Raw genomic sequence first — 20,764 nt, forward strand, 5'->3', positions numbered from 1 at the left:
CGCGGCAACGTCGGCCTATCTCGAAACCTTGATCAGATGATTCGGGAAGGTACACCCCTTCCCCTCAGATCCACAGGTTTCGATCATTGCTCCACCCGGGCACGCCGGTCGCGGTCGCCGTACGGGTGGCGGTCGCCCTTCGGGACGGCCGAGCATCGCAACCACTTCGAGGTGGACTCGCTGCACCAGCTCCAGACCAGTGGCGGTCGCCCTTCGGGGCGGCCGAGCATCGCAACATCGAGACGCTGCTCGACTACATGGTGATCCCGATCGTGGCGGTCGCTCTTCGGGGCGGCCGAGCATCGCAACGTGTTGATCACCGCAGGGTCGTCGACGACCGGCGGTGGCGGTCGCTCTTTGGGGCGGCCGAGCATCGCAACATCTGGAACGCCCTCGAGTACCGCTATAACCGCTAATGGCGGTCGCCCTTCGAGGCGGCCGAGCATCGCAACTGCTGAAGCCGGAGGGCAACGAGCTGCTTCTGCATCGTGGCGGTGGTTCTTGATTCCGTCGAGGAGCAGTAGCCGCTCGGGGGCAGACGCCTTTGGACGCGTGAGTGGCAGCACCAGGTGCGTCCGGTGCTGCCGTGCTGTTCGTGCAATTGGGTCAATTAGTCCGTTGGGCCTCAGATGAGGGATGTGAGTGTGATTCCGGCTGGTAGATCTGTATCGCTGATTTCTGTTTTGTAGTCGGTGATGGAGCGGGGCACGTTCTGGTTCAGGGGTGTGATCTGGATGCGGTCGAAGAGGGTTGCCGCGCGGGCGCGGCCGAAGGCGTTGTCGTGGCTGAAGATGTAGAGGCCTTGGATGGCCATTTCGCCGCGGGCGGCACTGCGGTCGTGGTCGAACATGTTGGTAAGGGCTTGCCAGAGGGTGTCGAGGTCTTGGCTGGTGGTGCCGGTTTGGAGACCGCGGGCGGCGCTGTAGTAGGCGTGGACCCGGTATAGGCCGTAGTGGACGGTCCACTTTGAGCCCATTTCTGTGCGTTCGCCTTTGTCGATATCTGCTTGTCGGGTTTGGGTGATGCGGGTGATGGCGTGGTCAACGGGGAAGACCGGGCTGATGCTGCGGGCGAAGGAGAATTGGAGTGGTCCGCGGACATGTCCGGCTTGTGCGTCGCCGGTGGAGAGTACGCCGCCGAAGAGGCGGATGTCGTAGAAGTTGTCGCACATCCACTTGTGAACGGCGTCGCGTTCTTGGGGAGTGGCCTTCTTGCTGGGTTTGACGCCTGCGCCAGCGAAGCCGCGTTCGATTTGGCTGTTGAGGGCGACATCGGCTTCGACGAAGATCTTGTAGCGGGGGTCGTCGGGGTGCAGAAGGGGAATAGTGTCGCGGATCTTTCGTTTGAGGGCGACGTCGGTGACCAGGCCTTGGTAGGTCTCGGTGTCGAGGCGAGGTTGGTTGCCGGCGTCAGGGTCGCCGTTGGGATTGCCGTCGTGCACGTCGAAGAGCATGACGATGTCATGGCGGCGGGCGGGGTCGAGGTGGGCGGGGATCTGGTCGGTCATGGTCAGTGCTCCAGGGCGGCGGTTTGGTCAGCTTCGGGATTGGGGCCGAGGTCGGCGTCGGTGGTGGCCTCGTCGGTGGCGCTGTCGGGGATGAGGTCGTCGGTGGCCAGGCGGCGGGCACGGGCGCGGGCGATGTCGTGGTTGCGTTGGTCGGCGTAGCCGTTGAGGAACAGTCCCTGGTCGTACAGGGTCAGGGAGGTGGGGAAGGGACGCAGCCGGCCGATGAGGTCGTTGAGGTTGCGGGCGAAGAAGTCGGCGTAGGCTTTGCGGTCGCGGGTTTGCAGTTTCTTCATGTGGGCGCGGGAGCCGCGTACGGCGGGGATCAGCGCGGAGGCGGGGCTGGTGACGGCGCGGCTGAAGTAGCGGTCTCCGAGGGTGGTGTTGAGCTGTCCGCCGCCTGCACGGGTGGCGGCGTATTGCAGCGATTCCAGGATGGCGAACATACGTCCGGCCAGGTATGCGGGGGTGTTGTCGTCGGGGTCGAGGGCCATGGGGAGCCTCCGGGCGTGGTTGGGGTGGCAGCGGGTCAGGCAGAGCCGGAGCAGGGCTTGGCGGGTGAGGTCGAATCCGCCGTCGGTGCGCACGCGCTGCAGCAGGTGCGCCAGCATTGCTGAAGACAGCCGGGTGCCGTTGAGCGCGGAGTGCAGGAGTTCGCGCTGGATCCAGACGGGGCGTTGGGCGCCCTTGGCGCCGAAAAGGGCGTAGCTGCCGCGGGCGCCGTTCTTTCCGGGATACCAGCGTCCCAGCGCGATGGCCAGCCGAAACAGCGAGGGGAAGCGCCGTTGACTGGTCCAGGGATCGGTGATGAGCATGTCGGCGAACCAGGAGGCGACGTGCTGTTCCGCCTCAGGCAGAGGGATGTCGATCCAGTCCCGGACCATGATCCGGGCGGAGTTGTTGGACAGGGTGCTCGCGCAGAAGCGTTCGGTGTGGGAGGTTCCGGCGACCACGGGGGCACCGGTGCACGGGGCGTCCAGCATGGTGGCGATCTTGATGGGGTTGGGCTGGAAGAGCAGTTGGATGGGGGCGTTGCTCTGCGGGAGGGCGTGGTCGCGGGTGCGGTCGCTTGGCACGATCCACCACACGATCGCGGTGTCGCCGATGGTGCGGCGATGGTCGCGGTGTTGCAGGAGGTGCTCCAGGGCGCCGGTGTAGCTTTCTGCGCAGGTTTCGCATAGCGGGGTGTTCCGCAGGCCGGTGACCAAGTTGAACCCTTGGGCGGGGTGGTTGATGCTGACTAGGTAGGCAGGGTTGCCGCGTTTGCGTTCTGTCCTGCTGAACGGGTCGTGGCCGACGACGGGGATCAAGCCGGGACGGATGGAGCGTACGGCGCGTTCGAGGATCGGCTGGGTGGTGCCGCAGACCAGACAGCGGTCGTGAGCACCGGAGGATTTGCGCTTTGAGGCGACCAGGCTCCAGAAAACGCGAGCGCTGGCGGTGGCATGAGCGGGCTGGCCGTCGATGCGGAACATGACGATCTGGCCAGCCGTGAAGCGTTCCGGCGGCTGGATGTGGCTTACCGCCTGAGAGGTGAGGAAGGCGCGTAGCGCTTGGGCGGCCGGCTCGTGGGGGTCGTGGTCGGCCCAGGCGCAGACCAGGTCGATGAAGGCCTGGTGGTAGCGGCGTGCCCTGGCACGTGTGCGTTCGTCGTCGGCGTCGTTGGGGTCGGGCCAGCCCAGCGCATACTCGATCTTGTCGCAGGCTAGCAGGGGAACCACAGCGGAGGTGCGGCCCACCGTGGGTACCAGCATCGGCAGGCCGTGCCGGCCGCTGGGATCACCGGGGTCGGATATCGGAGACAACTCGGCGACCAGTCCGGAGACGGGGGAGCCGTGCGCGTCCAGGTCGATCAGCCAGTGCACACCGCTGTGAATGAAGAAGGGCGGCGGGATGTGCTCGGGATGGGCGGCGGCGAATTGCTGAAGGCGGGTCAGCAGCATCAGGCCCTCCGCCGTGGCGCGGTGGTGATCGCGGCATCCCGGGTCGGGTCGTGGATGCCCTCGCGGGGCACGCTGAGGATGCCCTGGTTGAGCTGGGCGGTGAACCATAGCGAGCGCGGGGTGGGTGCGTCGTAGTTGATGTCCAGCAGCATCACGCCCAGATCTTCGCTGCGTGTGATGGGCTGGTTGCTGTAATCGGGCGGGCCGAAGTCAGCGCAGGAGAACTCCCGGGTGCCCAGGTAGGGGTGAGAAAAACAGGCGCCACGCTCGATGCGACGGTGGAACTGCTCGCGATACTTGGCCACGTGGGCGGTGGCGTGGGGGTTGAGTTCTATCTGGGCATGGATGCGATAGGCGACATCGCGCAGGGCCACGGTGTTGCGCTGGTCGCGCTTGTGGGGGGCGCGGAAGTGGTAACGGGGCCCCTCCTTGAGCACAGTGCTGAGGCTGGGGGCTTCGGTGACCTCGTTGCGCCGGACATTGAACCACTTGATTTCGTTGAGCACGTCGATCCGCTCGATCCGGTACTCGAACTCCGGCTTCCAGAAGACCGCCTGAAGGATGCGGCGGGCGGCGCTGGGCGTCATCATCGGGTAGCTGACCCGTTCGGCCTTGAGCTCAGGGCGGGTGAAGCAGGCGAAGTCTCCGCTGATCTCCATGACGAGGGCGGGGTAGGACTCACGGGCGGGTTTGCTCACGTGTTCTCCTCTTTGGCGGAAATGACGATGCCGGTGTTCGGGTCGTAGTCGCCGGTCCACTCGTGCAGATCGCCGATGACGGACCGCAGCAGGGCGGCCACGCGTGGCTTGGCCAGCTGATTCTTCGGCAAGGAGATGGTGTAGGGCTGCAGGCGGCGCAGCCAGACATGTCCGCGGGCGGGGTCGCGTCGCAGCTGCTGCAGCCAGTCATCGATCGGGTCCGGCGGGTCCGAGCTGTGAGGATTGCGGTAGCGCACCACCACTGGCACGGTGTCCTCGTCGATCATCCGGAAGTCCCTGGCTACGGTCGGGAAGTCCCAGGAGGTGCGGGCGGCCAGCAGTTCGGCGCCCATGGCCTCATCCGGCAGGACGGCGTAGTAGCCGCGAGAGTAGTCCGCCAGCGTGGCCAGGTTGTCCGGCTCCGGCTGCTTGGTGGGGCCGAAGTGGCGGCGTGTCTCAGCGACCGGCAGCCCGTAGCTGGGCGGCATGGCCTGCTCCACCGGATCGAAGATCACCACAAGGCCGCCCTCAGCCCGCAATCCTTCACGGTTGGCCCGGCCGGCGGCCTGCAGGATCGATTCCGCCGGTGACATCGCCCGGTAGACGACGGGGAAGTCCAGATCGACGCCCGCCTCGATCAGCTGGGTGGACACCAGGTAGAGCGGCTCGGCGGGCTCCCGCTTCAAGGTCGCCTCGACGTCGGCGAGCACATCGTGGCGGTGCGCGGGGCACATCCGGGTGGACAGATGCCGAACTGCCCCCGGCCGCTCCTGGTTCAGCAAGTCATAAACAGTGCGGGCATGATCGACGGTGTTCACCACGGTGAGCACCTGCCTGGTCGGCTCTGCTGCCACCATGGCAGCCACCTGCTTCAGCGACCGGCGGGGACTCACCTCCCACCGATAGCGCATCGGCCGGAGCGCGCGGAGCCGCCGCTGCAGGTCGGCGGGGTCCGGAAGGATCTCCGCCGGTTGCACCTCGCGCAGCGGCGGCAAGTCCCAAAACTCCGGCTGGGTCGCCGAGGCTAGCACCACTGTGACCCCGAAGTGCTCCACCAGTTGCCGCAACATCGCCAAGATCGGGATCAGTAGGTGCACCGGCAGCGCCTGGATCTCATCCAGCACGATGACCGAGCGAGCCAGTCGGTGCAGCTTACGCATCGCCCACGGCCGCCGATCATGCAGCGAGTGCAGCAACTGCACGGTCGTTGTCACGATGAACGGCGCATCCCAGTTCTCGGCCGCCAGTCGCTGCCATCGGCTGCCTGGGCCTTCCAACGCGACGCTGCTGTGATGCTCCAACACCACCGAATCGCGTGGGGTCGAGCGCAAGAGGCCGCGATAGACTTTTGCGTTCTGCTCGGTGATCGAGATGAATGGCACCGCCACAACTACCCGGCGCAACTCGTGCGCCACCGCGTGATGCAGCGCAAACCCCGCACTGGAGATCGTCTTGCCGAGACCGGTGGGCGCCGCCAGCTTGAAAAACCCCGGCTTAAGCGGCGCCGCGGCAACGCACGCGTCGTACACCTCACCGCGCAACGGATCAACCGGGCTCGAAGTCTTCCCTTCCAGCTTTGCTTTGCGCCCGGCCTCGAAACGGTCCAGCAGGTGCGTCATGGTGACCGGGGCGGCGACGTGCTCGCGCCGCTTGCCGAAATGCACCTGCGTATCTAAATGATCGGCATCGACTAGGGCGCTGAACAGCATCCGGGTCAACAGCTCCCCATCCAGCAGGTCGGAGGCGTACGGCGGCCACGTAACGGCAGTAGGAGCATCCAGTTCAGGAAGGCGTGCCCGCAAGCGACGCAGCGCCTGCTCCTCATGCACGGCCTCCAGCGGAGGGAAGCCCAGAAAGTTCTCCATCGCGCCCGGGTGATCCAACCCGCCGTGGTGGCCATAGACCGGCAAGGCGAAGGCGTCAAACCCCAACTGCTCCACCAAGAACCGAGTCCCTACAGCCCGATGATCGGTCCTGACCCGCTCGTCGGTGCCCTCCACCTCCAGCAGCCTTCGCTGCCACACCTCGGCCGCCTTCCCGAAGTCGTGCGTCAGCCCCAACCAATAGGCAACCTGCTCAGCACTGAACGGCTCCGCGAACTGCCAGGACCACCAGGCCACCGATCGAAGGTGATCCTCAAGCAGATGCCTGCGATCAGACCCGTTGGCACGACTATGCGCCCACAATGGGCACTCGCCGTCGTCGGAATCCCGAGGAGCAACTTCACCTGCGTCCATGGCTTGGAACCGTACAAGGGGCTACCGACAATAATCTTCGTGACCTACCTGAGAATCTTGGGCTCGCAAAAATGAGGGGACCGAGCGGTAGCATGCCAACGGCCCAACGAGCAGACTTTGGCTTAAGCCGCCTTTGTACCTTGATAAGTAAATTGTCGGATTTTCTGCGAAGTGGCGGCCTAGCTTTCCGACCACTGAGCATCACAAGCCAATTGCAGCATGATCGCGATTGCATGATCCGTGACGACCACTCTCATGGGTGAGCCCAGCATCGAAACAAGCATCCGCCCAGACTCTGCTGGTATATAGCGCTAAAGCCGTGGCAACCCTCCTGGGCCAACGAGCATCGCAGCCGCCTCGCCTACGGCGCGGAGATGAACGGCTACGACAGTGGCGGTCACTCTCACGGGTGGCCGAGCATCGCAACGTTCACGTGATCTCAACTTGGCCCGAGCTGGGAGGCGGTCACCCTAGCGGGTTGCCGAGCATCGCAACTTGCACATGTGGGCCTCGTCCACCATCAGGAAGTCGGTGGCGGTCACCCTCAGGGGCGGCCGAGCATCCCAACGGGCAGGACGTACGGGATGGATCACGAGGTCCCAGACCGTGGCGGTTGCCCTTCAGGCGGCCGAGCATCGCAGCGGGCCCGGCGCCGCCTCCAGCAGTCGCACGACCCCGGATTGGCGGTTGCCCTTCGGAGCGGCCGAGCATCGCAACGACGCCGCCGAACACGCTGGCGCCAGGGCAGTCGGTGGTGGCGGTCGCCCTTTGGGGCGGCCGAGCATCGCAACGACAGCGACGGCTGGGCGTCGGAGGTCGTCACCCAGTGGCGCTCGCCCTTCGGGGCGGCCGAGCATCGCAACCAATCTGCTCCGGCTCTGGCCAATTTCCGCGCGGGCAGGTGGCGGTCGCCCTTAGGGGCGGCCGAGCATCGCAACCGCGAGAGCGGCGTTGGTTGGGCCAACCTGGTCCAAATGTGGCGGTCGCCCTTCGGGGTGGCCGAGCATCGCAACCTGGTCAGCCAGAGCTGGATGAGCAGAATGACCAGCGTGGCGGTCGCCCTTCGGGACGGCCGAGCATCGCAACTACGTCAAGGCCCGCCTGTGCCACCCGCCCCCGGCAGTGGCGGTCGCCCTTCGGGACGGCTGAGTATCGCAACGCTACGGCTGCGGGCGTGAAGTCGCCGGGCTGGTGTGGCGGTCGCCCTTCGGGACGGCCGAGCATCGCAACAAGGTCGCGGTGAGCAAGTTCCTGCGCGTGCGCGTCGCGGCGGTCACCCTTTCGGGTGGCCGAGCATCGTAACGAACAAGACCGTCGTGTAGTCGTTTCCGCCGCTGGTGGTGGCGGTCACCCTTCCGGGTGGCCGAGCATCGCAACGATTACGGGGGCATTCTCGCGACAGGAAAGGTCGAGTGGCGGTCACTCTTCCGGGTGGCCGAGCATCGCAACGGCGATTACGGGTACGGACCCCGCACCACGCACGTCGGCGTGGCGGTCGCCCTTCGGGGCGGCCGAGCATCGCAACCTGAAATGCTGCTGGGGCTCAGGTGGCGGTCACCCTTCCGGGTGGCCGAGCATCGCAACACGGTTTGACGACGTACGCCCGAGCGTCTTTCTAGTGGCGGTCACCTCTCCGGGTGGCCGAGCGTCGCAACGCGACCGGCACCTGTGGGCGACGCCGTTCGCGGGTGGCGCTCGCCCATCGGGGTGGCCTAGCATCGCAACGTGCGGCCTCGCGGTCGCGAAGTCTCAGAGGGCAGTAAGCGCCCTGTCGTTGTGTGATCAGGTGAATCTGTAGCGTTATGCCTTGCTGGCGGGCCCCGTCGTGGGATGGCCGGGTGGGCGGGCGCAAGCCGTACCCGAGTGACTCTCCAGCGCGGGGAGTCCGCCGGCGTGTCTTGTCAGGTGGCGGGTCGTGGACGAAGATCTCTCCGACGGGCTATCTCGCGGGGGTGGCAGGACGTGAGCAGCAGGTTATGGACGGTGGCGGCCCTGGTGGCGGTCATGGTGACCGTATCGTCTTGCGACGCTGATACCCCGCCGAAGGACACGCCCCCGCCCTCCGCCGCGAGCTCCGCGACCTCGCTCCCGCCGAATCCGCCCCCTTCTCCCACCCAGTCAACCGCCTGGGCAGCCGGGCTCTGCCTTGACGTTCAGGTGCCCAAGCCGGACAGCCAGGTCCCCGCGCTCGTCGACTGTGCCCTCGCGACGGCCGGGGTTCAGATCACCAAACTCGTCTACCAGGGCAACGAGCCGGTGGAGTGCCCGAAGGACACCGACGGGATGCTGGACACCCCGACCGGTCTGGAGCCGCCGCGTACGGCCTGCCTGCGCAACCGCCGCGCCCCGCACCCGGGGGATGTCGGCAAGGGCGGTGGGATCCTGCGCGTCGGCGACTGCACGCTCATCGAGGACGATCCCGTCGTTTCCGTCGAAGAGCGGGCCTGCTACGACGCCCACGGGCCCGGCCGGATCAGGTCCTTCACCAAGACGAAGAAGGCGTGCACGCGCAAGATCTGGTCCTACGCCTACAAGTGGCAGGGCTCTTACGTGTGCGTCGGTCCGGGTGAGGACGCCAAGGAGGTCGGTCCGCAGTACGCGCTTGCGAGCTGTCTGACCGCGCCCAAGACCAAGAAGCGCAAGACGGTCTTCGGCACCGAGAACTCCATCGTCGGCGGGCTGAAGAAGGTGTCCTGCAAGGCCAAGAAGGCGTGGGGGAAGGTCGTCGGGCACGTCAGCATCGAGTTCGAGTGCCGACGGCCGGCCGACTACTCGGTGACGAGCTCGACCACCACGCTGTACGGGCTGGCCCACGGCCCCGATCCCTACCCGTCGGTCACCTGCATCCGGAGATTCTGACCGCGCCTGGGGGTGAGGACCCTGGGCCCGGGGTGAGGACCCCAGGCCCTGTGGGGTGAGGACCCCGGGGACTGGGGGGTGAGGACCCCGGGCTTGAGGCGAGGACCCCACGTGTGGGGCGAGGACTCCGCGCCTGCGGTGAGGCCCCCGCGCCGGCGTGCGCAGTCTCCCGGGGTCAGCGCTCGGTCACTTCATTTGTTTGGCTGGCATCTAAACTAATGGGCGACCGTTGACGTTTGTTGGTTGGGACGGAAAACTAACTCGCGAGCCGTGCCGGTCACTTGAAGGAGCCTTCATGCCCTACCGCCCGCCCCTGGTCGCGCACGAGTACTTTGTCGCCGACCCGCCGGAGCTGCCGGTCCGCATACGGGGCGAACAGGGCCTGTCCGCGTTGACCGCCGCCGAGCCGGTGGCCGTGGACGACTCGGGAGTGACGTTGAAGGGCATCACCTCGGCGGAGGAGAGTCTGGTCGTACAGGTGCGGGTGGCGGGCGAGGGAGTGATCCGGGTCCGGCTCGGCCAGGACGTGGACGCCCGCACCCGCTCGGCCCGGGCGGCCTCCCTGGTGACACCGGGCACGTACGCGGGAGCCCGGGTGGAGACCCGGCCCGGCGGGCTGACCATCGACGCGGGCTCGTTGCGTGCGGAGATCACCCTGGACCCGTGGCGGCTGCGGTTCACCGACGCGGCGGGCGCCACGCTGGTGGAGCAGGACCGGGGGCACACCGACATCAGCGGGCGGCTGCGTACGCTGCCGTTCGGCCGCTCCCACGCCGACGGCGTCACGGTGGCCTACCACGAGAGCTTCGCCGCGCCGGCCGACGAGGCGTTCGCCGGGTTCGGGGAGTCGTTCACCCCGCTCGACAAGCGCGGCCAGCGGCCCGTCATGTGGAACTTCGACGCCTTCGGCGCCGAGTCGCAGCGCGCCTACAAGAACGTGCCCTTCTACCAGTCGAGCAGGGGATACGGCATCGTCGTCGACAGCGGGGCGCCGACGGAGTTCGACGTCTGCCAGTCCACGCACAGCGTCGTGCAGATCGTCGTCCCCGACGACCTGATCGACTACTACGTGATCGCCGGGCCGACGCCGCCGGAGATCCTCGACCGCTATGACCGGCTGACCTGCCGCCCGACCCTGCCGCCGAAGTGGGCGTTCGGCACCTGGATCTCCTCGGGCTTCTTCGTGGACAGCCAGGAGCGGGTCATGACGCGGGCTCGGAAGATCCGCGAGCGCGGTATCCCGTGCGATGTGCTGCACCTGGACACCTACTGGCAGACCGACGGCCACTGGTCGGACCTGCGCTGGGACGAGGCCCGCTTCCCCGACCCGGCCGGAATGCTCGCCGAGCTCGACGGGATGGGCTTCAAGGTCTGCCTCTGGATGAACCCCTACATCTCCCACCTGAGCCCAGCTTTCCCCCAAGCCGCCGAAGCCGGATATTTCCTGAAAAATCAGGATGGGGAGGCGTACGTCGCCGACTGCTGGCACGGGTCCTACCCGGCCTGCGGCATCGTCGACTTCACCAACCCGGCCGCCGTCGCCTGGTTCCAAGGGCTGCTGCGCCCGCTGCTCCAGCAGGGCGCGCAGGCGTTCAAGACCGACTTCGCCGAGGGCGTGCCGCACGACGCGACGGCCTTCAACGGCATGACCGGCACCGACCTGCACAACGTCTACACGCTGCTGTTCAACGACGCCGTCGCCGAGGTGACCCGTGAGGTCCACGGGCACGGCCTGGTCTGGGCCCGCTCGTCGTTCCTGGGCGGCCAGCGGCACTCGGCCCAGTGGAGCGGCGACACCTTCACCAGCTACCCGGCGATGGGCAGCACGCTGCGCGGCGGCCTGGCCCACGGCCTGTCGGGCGTGCCGTTCTGGAGCCACGACGCGGGCGGCTTCACCGGCCGCCCGGCCGACGACCTCTACGTCCGCTGGACCCAGTTCGGCGCGCTGTCCCCGCTGCTGCGGCTGCACGGCACCACCAGTCGTGAGCCGTGGGAGTTCCCCGAGGTGGAGGCCGAGGCGGTGGCCGCGCTGCGGCTGAGGTACCGGCTCATGCCCTACCTCTACTCGGCGGCCGTGGACGCCGCGCGGACCGGCGCGCCGATGATGCGGGCGCTGTGCGTCGACCATCCGGGCGACCCCGTCGCCTGGCGGGCCGACCTGGAGTATCTGCTCGGCCGCGACCTGCTGGTCGCGCCCATGACCACGCCCGACGGCACCCGGCAGGTGTACCTGCCCGAGGGCCGGTGGGTCGACTACTGGACCGGGGAGCTGCTGGAGGGCGGGCGCTACCGCGCCGTCTCGGCGCCGCTGGAGCAGATCCCGCTGTTCGTCCGGTACGGCGCGCTCATCCCGGTCACCACGCCTGGGGACACCGTGGACGTCCCCTCGGAGATCACCCTTGTCGCCTTCGGGGGCGGCGACAGCCGTAGCACGGTCCACGACCTCGACGGCGAGACCCTCGTCGAGGCCACCCGCGACGGCGACACCCTGCACGTCACCGTCACCGGTCCGAAGCGGGTCGCCGGGGTCGAGTTCGCCCCGGTGGCGGGCGCCCCGGTCCGGGCGGTCATCACCTCCCAGGAGACACCATGATCAAGCTGAGAAGTGCCGCGGCGGCGCTCGCCGTCGCGGCATTGACCCTGACCGCCTGCGGCTCCGGCTCGGACGGGCAGCAGCCCGCCGCGAGCGGCCAGCCGCGCGTGCTCAAACTGTGGCACTACGAGAGCGCCGAAGGCGCGATGGGCAAGGCCTGGGCGGCGGCGATCAAGAAGTTCGAGTCGACCCACCCGGGCGTGACGGTGAAGTTCGAGGAGAAGGGCTTCGAGCAGATCCAGAAGACGGCCAGCATGGTGCTCAACTCCGACGAGGCGCCCGACGTCATGGAGTACAACAAGGGCAACGCCACCGCCGGGCTGCTGTCCAAGCAGGGCCTGCTGACGGACCTGACGGAGCAGGCGACCAAGCGCGGCTGGGACAAGCTGCTGTCGGCCAGCCTGCAGACCACCGCCAAGTATGACGACCGGGGCATCATGGGCTCCGGCAAGTGGTTCGGTGTGCCGAACTACGGCGAGTACGTGATGGTCTACTACAACAAGAAGCTGTTCGAGAAGAACGGCGTCACGGTGCCGACCACGTTCGAGGAGTTCACCGCGGCGCTGGACAAGTTCGCCAAGGCCGGCGTCACGCCCATCTCGACCGCCGGGGCCGAATACCCGGCCCAGCAGATCTTCTACCTGCTCGCGCTGAGCAAGGCCAACCGGGCGTGGGTCGACTCCTACGAGCTCTACAAGGGCAAGGTCGACTTCCACGGCCCCGAGCTCACCTACGCCGCCGACACGCTGGCCGACTGGGTGAAGAAGGGCTACATCGCCAAGGACTCGGCCGGGATCAAGGCCGAGGACATGGCCACCGCGTTCATCGGCGGCAAGTTCCCGATCATGGTGTCCGGCAGCTGGTGGTACGGCCGGTTCCAGACGGAGATCAAGAAGTTCGAGTGGGGCTCGTTCCTGTGGCCCGGCAACCAGCTCGCCCCCGGCTCCAGCGGCAACATCTGGGTCGTCCCCGAGAAGTCCAAGAACAAGGACCTGGCCTACGACTTCATCGACATCACGATGAGCAAGGAGATCCAGAACCTGCTCGGCAACTCCGGCGGCGTCCCCGTCGCGGCCGACCCGGCCGCCATCACCGACCCCAAGAGCAAGGAGCTCATCGACAACTTCAACAAGCTCACCTCGCAGGACCAGCTGGCCTTCTACCCCGACTGGCCGGCTCCCGGCTACTACGACGTCCTCGTGGCCGGCGTCCAGAACCTCATCAACGGCAGCAAGCCCCCGGCGAAGGTCCTCGACGAGATCGCCCAGCCGTACAACGAGAACCTCGCCGACCTTGGCAACTAGAGCGTCGGCAACCAGAGCGTCGGTAACCAGAGCGTCGGCAACCAGAACAGAGCGTGGCTACTGGCCGTACCTGATCCCCAGCGCGGTGCTGTTCACCGCGGTCATCGTCGTGCCGTTCGTGATGAATGTCGCGACGAGCTTCACCCGCTGGTCGGGGGTGGGCACACCTACCTGGATCGGTACACAGAACTATGTCCGCCTGTTCGCGGACGAGCGGTTCTGGACGTCCTTCCGCAACAACGTGGGGCTGATCGTCGCGATGGCGATCATCCCCACGGTGATCGGGTTGGTGCTGGCCGCCGCGCTGTTCGACTACATCGGCAAGAGGTTCGGCCCCCGTACGGCCTCGGCCCTGCGGGCGGCCTACTACCTGCCGCAGGTGCTGCCCGTCGCGGTGGCCGGGGTGGTGTGGGGCTGGATGCTGCACCCGACCTACGGCGCGGTCAACCAGATCTTCGGGCTGAAGGTCAACTGGCTCGGCGATCCCGACTACGCGCTGGCCACGGTGATGGCGGTGATGGTGTGGTTCCAGCTCGGCTACCCGGTCGTCATCTTCATGGCCGGGCTGCAGCGGGCCGACCCGGCCCTGCACGAGGCGGCCGAGATCGACGGGGCCTCGTGGTGGCGCCGGTTCTGGCACATCACGATCCCGCAGATCCGTCCTGAGATCTTCGTCGTGCTGCTGACCTGCACGATCGCCGCGCTCAAGGTGTTCGGGCCGATCTTCGTGCTCACCAGGGGAGGGCCGGGCAACGCCACGATGGTGCCTTCGTACTTCTCCTACCTGAACTTCTTCCAGAAGGCCAACATCGGCTACGGCTCGGCCATCGCCACCGTCCTGGCGCTGATCATCGTCGTGGTGACCTCGGCCTTCCTGTTCCTCCAGGAGCGGAAGCCGTGAGACGCTACCCGATCCTGGCCGCGCTGACGGTGCTCGCCGCCGTCATGCTGTTCCCGTTCGTCATCGTCACCTTCAACGCCTTCAAGACGCCCGCCGAGTATTCGGCGGGCAGCCCGCTGGGCCCGCCGCAGGGCCTGAACCTGGACGGGATCATCGCGTTTTGGACCCGGGTCGACTTCGGCGAGAAGCTCCTCAACAGCCTGGTGATCAGCGGCTCCGTCGCCGTGCTCGCCGTGCTGCTGTCGGTGCTCAACGCCTACGCCCTCGGCATCGGCCGGGTACGCGGCCGGCTGTGGATCCTCGTGCTGTTCCTGGTGGCCAACACGCTGCCGCAGGAGGCGCTGGCCTACCCGCTCTACTACCTGGCCAAGGCGGCCGGCCTGTACGACTCCAAGCTGTCGGTGATCATCGTGTTCACCGTCATCCAGGCCGCCTTCGGCACCTACCTGCTCAGCGCCGTGCTCGGGCAGTTCCCCAAGGAGATCCTCGAGGCGGCGCGGATGGACGGCGCGGGGCGCTTCCTGGCGCTGTGGCGGATCGTCGTCCCGATCAGCAGGCCCACGCTGTCGGTCCTGGTGATCTTCTTCTTCATCTGGACCTGGAACGAGTTCTTCCTTCCGCTCATTTTCCTGGTCTCCAACGACACCCAGACGGTGCCGGTCGCCCTCGGCGTGCTGCAGGGCGAGAAGTACATGGACGCCACCATGTCCAGCGCCTCGGCGCTGCTCGGCATCGTCCCGGCCGTCGCGTTCTTCCTCATTTTCCAGCGGACGCTGACCAGGGGCATCACGGTCGGCGCCATCAAGTAGGAGCTCCCGAATGAAGCGATTCCTGGCGGCCGCCTTGCTGGCGGTCACCATGGGCGCGGCGCCCGTCAACGCCGTGCCCGTCCATGCCGCGGCGGCCCTGCCGTACCAGGACCCGGCCGTGCCGCTCGACCAGCGCGTCGGCGACCTCCTGGGCCGGCTCACCCTCGACGAGAAGATCTCGCTGCTGCACCAGTCGCAGCCGGCGATCCCCAGGCTCGGCCTGCCGTACTTCAAGGCCGGGACCGAGGCGCTGCACGGCGTCGCCTGGTCCAACGACCACAACGACGCCTGGAAGCAGAAGCTGGCCAGCGGCACCGTCTTCCCCCAGGCCGTCGGCCTGGCCAGCACCTGGGATCCGGAGCTGATCAAGCGGGTCGGCTCGGCCGTGGGCGACGAGGTACGCGGCTACAACGCGATCGACCCGGTCCTGTGGGGCACCCAGGTGTGGGCGCCGGTGGTCAACCTGCTGCGCGATCCGCGCTGGGGCCGCAACGAGGAGGGCTACTCGGAGGACCCGCTGCTGACCGGCGCCATCTCCACCGCCTACGGCAAGGGCCTGTCCGGCGACGACCCCCTCTACCTCAAGACCGCCCCGGTACTCAAGCACTACCTGGCCAACAACAACGAGTATCTGCGCAGCCTCACCTCCTCCAACCTGCGGCCGAGGATCAAGCACGAGTACGACGAGGCCGCGTTCAAGCCGGCCATCGCCAACGACGCCGCCACCGGCGTGATGGCCTCCTACAACCTGGTCAACGGACGGCCGAACACCGTCAACCCCGACCTCGACACGGTCGTCCGCTCGTGGACGGACAAAGACCTCTACAACGTGAGCGATGCCTGGGCGCCGGACGCGCTGCAGGAGTACGAGCACTACTACGACACCAAGCCCGAGGCCGTCGCCGCGACGCTCAAGGCGGGCCTGGACAGCTTCACCGTCAACGACGACAACCCCTCCCTCATGACCGCGAACATCAAGTCCGCCCTCTCCCAAGGGCTGATCACCGAGGCCGACATCGACCGGGCCGTGCGGCACGTGCTGTCGATCAGGATCCGGCTCGGCCAGCTCGACCCCGACGGCGGACCGTACGCGAAGATCACCAAGGACGTGATCAACTCGGCGGCGAACCAGCGGCTCAACCGGCAGACCGCCGGCGAGGCGATGGTCCTGCTGGAGAACTCCGGCAAGACGCTGCCGCTCTCGCCGGGACTGAAGAAGGTCGCGGTGCTCGGGCCGCTGCAGGACACCCTCTTCAGCGACTGGTACGGCGGCACCATGCCGTACAAGGTGACCCCGCTGGCCGGCATCAAGGAGCGGCTCGGCGCGCGGGCGGCGGTGACCGGCGCCGACGCGCTGGACCGGATCGCGCTCAAGGACCTGGCCAGCGGCAAGTACGTCACCGCGACCGGCACCACGGGCCAGAACGTCGTCGTCTCCGACACCGCGCCCGGCGGCGCCTCGACCTGGGACCAGACCGACTGGACCGGCGACGTCTCGACCCTGCGCAACGTGGGCAACGGCAAGCTGCTCTCCGGCAACTTCGGGCCGTACGTCACCAACGCCGACGTCCCGGGCGGCTGGTACGTCCAGCAGCAGTTCCGGCTGGAGGGCCAGGCGGACGGCACGTACCTGATCCAGTACGTCGGCTACGAGGTCAACGAGGGCTGGTGGCCCTTCCCCGAGCACTACGTGACCGTCGGCGCGGACGGCACGCTCGGCACCGGGACGAAGGCCGCCGCGGCGCACTTCGCCAGGGAGGTCGTCCAGAGCGGCGCCAAGACCGCGGCGGCTGCGGCCAAGGGCGCCGACGCGGCGGTGGTCGTGGTCGGCAGCAACCCGTTCGTCTACGGCCGCGAGAGCCACGACCGCTCCACCCTCGCGCTCGGCCAGGGCCAGCAGGAGCTGATCAAGGCCGTGCGGGCGGCCAACCCGAACACCGTGGTCGTCCTGGAGGACAGCTACCCGACCACCATGAACGTGGACACCCCGGCCCTGCTCTGGACCACCCACGCGGGCGCCGAGACCGGGCACGCCGTGGCCGACGTGCTCTTCGGCGACCGCAACCCGGCGGGCCGGCTCACCCAGACCTGGTACCGCTCCGACGACCTGCCGGACATCCTGGACTACGACCTCACCAAGACCGGGATGACCTACCTCTATCACCGGGGCGACCCGCGCTACGCCTTCGGCCACGGCCTCAGCTACACCACCTTCGGCTACCAGGGCCTGAAGGTGACCCCGCGCGGCGACTCCTACGACGTCACCGTCAAGGTCACCAACACCGGGTCGCGGGCCGGCGACGAGGTCGTCCAGCTCTACACCCACCAGCAGAGCTCGCGCGTCACCCAGCCGGTCAAGCAGCTGCGCGGCTTCACCCGCCTCACGCTGCGCCCCGGCCAGAGCCGTACGGTGAAGCTGACCGTCAAGAAGGCCGACCTGGCCCTGTGGGACGTCACCCGCGGCAAGTGGACCGTGGAGACGGCCACCCACGACGTCCTGGTCGGTGGCTCCTCCTCGGCCATCAGGCAGCGCGCGACCTTCCAGGTGAGCGGCGAGCGGATCCCGCCCCGCGACCTGACCAGGAGCACCCGGGCGATCGACTTCGACGACTACTCCGGCGTGGACCTGGTCGACACCTCGAAGGCGAGCGGCGAGGCGATCGGGGCGGTCACGGGTGACTGGGTGAAGTTCGCCGACGCCGACCTGCGCGGGGGACTCACCGGCATCACCGCGGGCGTGTCCTCGGTGGCGGGCGGCTCCTTCGAGGTCCGCGCGGGCTCCCCGTCGGGCGCGCTGCTGGCCACCGTCGCGGTCCCGGCCACCGGCGGGATCTACCAGTACGGCACCGCGTCGGCGACGCTGTCCGGCGCCGGTGGGATCCGGGACCTCTACCTGGTCTTCAAGGGCGACCTGCGGATCAAGGATCTGACCCTCACCAAGTAAGTTTGGTTAATAACCAAACTATTGACCTCACTCAGAGGCTGTGTGAGCCTCTGAGTGAGGGTTCGGGGACCTCGCGACCATGTGCGCTGGAGCGGCGACGGCAGGGTCCTGTACCCGGTCGTGCATGGCGGTCATCTGCTGCTGTGGGGCCTTCGGCCCCGGAGAGGGAAACCGCTCATGCGAAGAAGGTTGTTCAGCCTGCTCGCGGTGGCTGCCGTCGTCGTGGCGATGGCGGTGGTGCGGATGGCGCCGGTCGGCGCCGTCGCCGCCGATCCGTACGCCTTCAAGGGAGTGAAGATCGGCGGCGGCGGCTTCGTCCCCGGCATCGTCTTCAACCAGAAGGAAAAGGACCTCATCTACGCCAGGACCGACATCGGCGGCGTCTATCGCTGGGACAAGACCAAGTGGACGCCGCTGCTCGACGGCATCGGCTGGGACAAGTGGAGCTGGGTCGGCGGCGTCAGCGTCGCCACCGACCCCGTCGACCCGAACCGGGTCTACGTCGCCACCGGCATGTACACCAACGACTGGGACGCCAACAACGGCGCCATCCTGCGCTCCACCGACCGGGGCAACACCTGGGCCGCCACCGAGCTGCCGTTCAAGGGCTTCGGCAACATGCCGGGCCGCGGCATGGGCGAGCGCCTGGTCATCGACCCGAACAAGAACAACATCCTCTTCTACGGCACCGCCAACAAGAACGGCCTGTGGAAGAGCACCGACTACGGGGTCACCTGGGCCAAGGTCACGAGCTTCCCGAACGTCGGCAACTTCGCCCAGGACCCGAACGACACCCAGAACAACTACAACACGATGACCCAGGGCATCCCCTGGATCACCTTCGACCCGCGCACCGGTTCGGCCGGCACCGCCACCAAGACGATCTACGCCGGGGTGGCGGACAAGGACAACAACGTCTACCGCTCCACCGACGGCGGCGCCACCTGGACTCGGGTGGCCGGTCAGCCGACCGGCTACATCCCGCACAAGGGCGTGCTCGACGCCGTCAACGGCTACCTCTACCTGGCCACCGGCAACACCGGCGGGCCGTACGTGGGCGAGGACGGCGAGGTGTGGCGCTACGCCACCGCCACCGGCACCTGGACCGAGATCACCCCGACCCCCGACGCCGACCGCTACTACGGCTTCAGCGGCATGACCATCGACCGCCAGAACCCGAGCACGATCATGGTCGCCAGCCAGGTGTCGTGGTGGCCGGACAACATCATGTTCCGCAGCACCGACAGCGGCGCCACCTGGACGCGGATCTGGGACTGGAACGGCTACCCCAACCGGACCTTCCGCTACACCCAGGACGTCTCCTCCCATCCGTGGCTGGCCATGGGCAACCCGCAGCCCCCGGAGATCACGCCCAAGCTCGGCTGGATGACCGAGGCGATGGAGATCGACCCGTTCGACTCCAACCGGCTGCTGTACGGCACCGGCGCCACCATCTACGGCACCGCCAACCTCAAGCAGTGGGACGCCGCCGGCGGCAAGATCACCATCAAGCCGTTCATCGAGGGGCTGGAGGAGACCGCGGTCCTCGACCTGATCAGCCCGCCGACCGGGGCGCCCCTGCTCTCGGCGGTCGGCGACATCGGCGGCTTCGTGCACAGCAACCTCGACGCCGTGCCGCCGATGATGTACACCCAGCCCAACCTCGTCACCACCCGGAGCATGGACTACGCCGAGCTCAGCCCGTCGAACATGGTCCGCGCCGGAGACAACGACACGGCCGGGGTGACCCGCATCGGGTTCTCCTCCAACGGCGGCGCCAACTGGTGGCAGGCCAGCAGCGAGCCGGGCGGGGTCACCCAGGGCGGCAGCGTCGCGATCTCGGCCAACGCCGGCACCACGGTGTGGTCGCCGACCGGCGGGGCGGTGAGCCGCTCGACCGACTCGGGCAGCTCGTGGACCGCCTCCACCGGCATCCCGGCCCAGGCGCAGGTGCGCTCCGACCGGGTCAACCCGAACAAGTTCTACGGCTACTCCGGCGGCAAGTTCTACGTCAGCACCAACGCGGGCGCCACCTTCGCCCAGTCCGCCGCCACCGGGCTGCCCACCGGCACCGCCACCGTCAAGTTCAAGGTCGTACCCGGCAAGGAGGGCCACATCTGGCTCGTCGGCGGCGCCCCGTCGACCGGCAAGTACGACCCCGCGGGCACCTACGGCGTGTGGCGCTCGACCGACTCCGGCGCCACCTTCACCAAGCTCGCCAACGTCACCGCGGCCGAGAACGTCGGCTTCGGCAAGGCGGCGCCCGGTGGCTCGTACATGGCGATCTACCTGGTCGGCCAGATCGACGGCGTGCACGGGTTGTTCCGCTCCGACGACGCGGGCGCCTCGTGGGTGCGGATCAACGACGACCGGCACCAGTACGCCAACATGGGCGAGGCGCTCACCGGTGACCCCCGCGTGTACGGCCGCGTCTATCTCGGCACCAACGGCCGCGGCATCATCTACGGCGACCGTACCGGCCCCAACCCGACCCCCACCCCGACCCCGACCCCCACCCCGACCCCCACCCCGACCCCCACCCCGACTCCGACTCCGACGCCCACCCCGACCCCGACTCCCACGCCCACCCCGACGCCGGTTCCGGGCAAGTCGTGCGCGGCGACCTACGCGTCCACCGGCCAGTGGCAGGGCGGCTTCCAGGCCGGGGTGACGGTGAAGAACTCCGGCACCGTCGCCATCACCGGGTGGACGGTCGGCTGGAGCTTCCCCAACGGCCAGACCATCACCCAGCTCTGGAACGGCGCCCACACCCAGACCGGCGCCGCCGTCAAGGTCACCAACGTCAGCTACAACGGCGCGCTGGATCCGGGCGCGAGCACCATGTTCGGCTTCACCGGCAACTGGACGAGCAGCAACGACCCGCCCGCCACGGTCACCTGCACCCCCGCCTGACGACAGGAGGGCCGACCGAGGGAGAGGCCCCTCCCTCGGTCAGCCCTTGGCGGCCTTCG

The 20,764-nt window shown here is 67.8% G+C and carries 11 protein-coding genes and 1 CRISPR repeat array; of the genes, 7 read left to right on the top strand and 4 right to left on the bottom strand.

Features of this window, described 5'->3' with window-relative positions; translation table 11 throughout:
- Positions 1–625: 625 nt before the first annotated feature.
- The 4 genes from cas7c to cas3 are packed head-to-tail and all read right to left on the bottom strand — an operon-like array spanning position 626 to position 6,382.
- Positions 626–1,507 (bottom strand): type I-C CRISPR-associated protein Cas7/Csd2, encoded by an 882-nt coding sequence (cas7c, locus tag AB0J16_RS53860; protein ID WP_358555305.1) that lies wholly within the window; start codon positions 1,505–1,507, stop codon positions 626–628.
- Between the two features lie 2 nt (positions 1,508–1,509).
- The gene (gene cas8c, locus AB0J16_RS53865; protein WP_358555308.1) at positions 1,510–3,447 is read right to left on the bottom strand and encodes a type I-C CRISPR-associated protein Cas8c/Csd1; all 1,938 of its coding nucleotides are present in this window, start codon (positions 3,445–3,447) and stop codon (positions 1,510–1,512) included.
- On the bottom strand, positions 3,447–4,145 hold the full coding sequence (cas5c, locus tag AB0J16_RS53870; RefSeq protein ID WP_358555311.1) for a type I-C CRISPR-associated protein Cas5c: 699 nt from the start codon (positions 4,143–4,145) through the stop codon (positions 3,447–3,449). The genes cas8c and cas5c overlap by 1 nt, the downstream gene beginning before the upstream one ends.
- A complete protein-coding gene (cas3, locus tag AB0J16_RS53875; protein WP_358555314.1) occupies positions 4,142–6,382 on the bottom strand; it encodes a CRISPR-associated helicase Cas3' in 2,241 nt (746 codons plus the stop codon). Before cas3 ends, cas5c begins: the two co-directional genes overlap by 4 nt.
- Positions 6,383–6,772: 390 nt before the next feature.
- Positions 6,773–8,107: a CRISPR direct-repeat array (repeat unit 16 nt; unit sequence GGCCGAGCATCGCAAC).
- 237 nt (positions 8,108–8,344) lie between these two features.
- On the opposite strand from cas3, the gene AB0J16_RS53880 reads away from it, so the two are divergent.
- The 7 genes from AB0J16_RS53880 to AB0J16_RS53910 all read left to right on the top strand — a co-directional run bounded on the left by AB0J16_RS53880 (position 8,345) and on the right by AB0J16_RS53910 (position 20,705).
- Positions 8,345–9,241 carry a hypothetical protein gene (locus AB0J16_RS53880; protein WP_358555317.1) on the top strand — a complete coding sequence of 299 codons (897 nt, stop codon included), beginning with the start codon at positions 8,345–8,347 and terminating at the stop codon, positions 9,239–9,241.
- 295 nt (positions 9,242–9,536) lie between these two features.
- Positions 9,537–11,834, top strand: a complete 2,298-nt coding sequence (locus tag AB0J16_RS53885; protein WP_358555320.1) for a TIM-barrel domain-containing protein — start codon at positions 9,537–9,539, stop codon at positions 11,832–11,834.
- Positions 11,831–13,138, top strand: a complete 1,308-nt coding sequence (locus tag AB0J16_RS53890) for an extracellular solute-binding protein (RefSeq protein ID WP_358555323.1) — start codon at positions 11,831–11,833, stop codon at positions 13,136–13,138. The genes AB0J16_RS53885 and AB0J16_RS53890 overlap by 4 nt, the downstream gene beginning before the upstream one ends.
- Positions 13,139–13,223: 85 nt before the next feature.
- A complete protein-coding gene (locus tag AB0J16_RS53895; RefSeq protein WP_358555326.1) occupies positions 13,224–14,039 on the top strand; it encodes a sugar ABC transporter permease in 816 nt (271 codons plus the stop codon).
- Positions 14,036–14,848: a carbohydrate ABC transporter permease gene (locus AB0J16_RS53900; protein WP_358555329.1), complete on the top strand. Its 813-nt coding sequence runs from the start codon at positions 14,036–14,038 to the stop codon at positions 14,846–14,848. Before AB0J16_RS53895 ends, AB0J16_RS53900 begins: the two co-directional genes overlap by 4 nt.
- A gap of 10 nt (positions 14,849–14,858) precedes the next feature.
- The gene (locus AB0J16_RS53905; RefSeq protein WP_358555332.1) at positions 14,859–17,792 is read left to right on the top strand and encodes a glycoside hydrolase family 3 C-terminal domain-containing protein; all 2,934 of its coding nucleotides are present in this window, start codon (positions 14,859–14,861) and stop codon (positions 17,790–17,792) included.
- A 177-nt stretch (positions 17,793–17,969) separates the two neighbouring features.
- Positions 17,970–20,705: a cellulose binding domain-containing protein gene (locus tag AB0J16_RS53910; RefSeq protein WP_358555335.1), complete on the top strand. Its 2,736-nt coding sequence runs from the start codon at positions 17,970–17,972 to the stop codon at positions 20,703–20,705.
- Positions 20,706–20,764 lie beyond the last annotated feature (59 nt).

The organism is Nonomuraea sp. NPDC049750 (assembly GCF_040659625.1).
Classification (GTDB): Bacteria; Actinomycetota; Actinomycetes; order Streptosporangiales; family Streptosporangiaceae; genus Nonomuraea.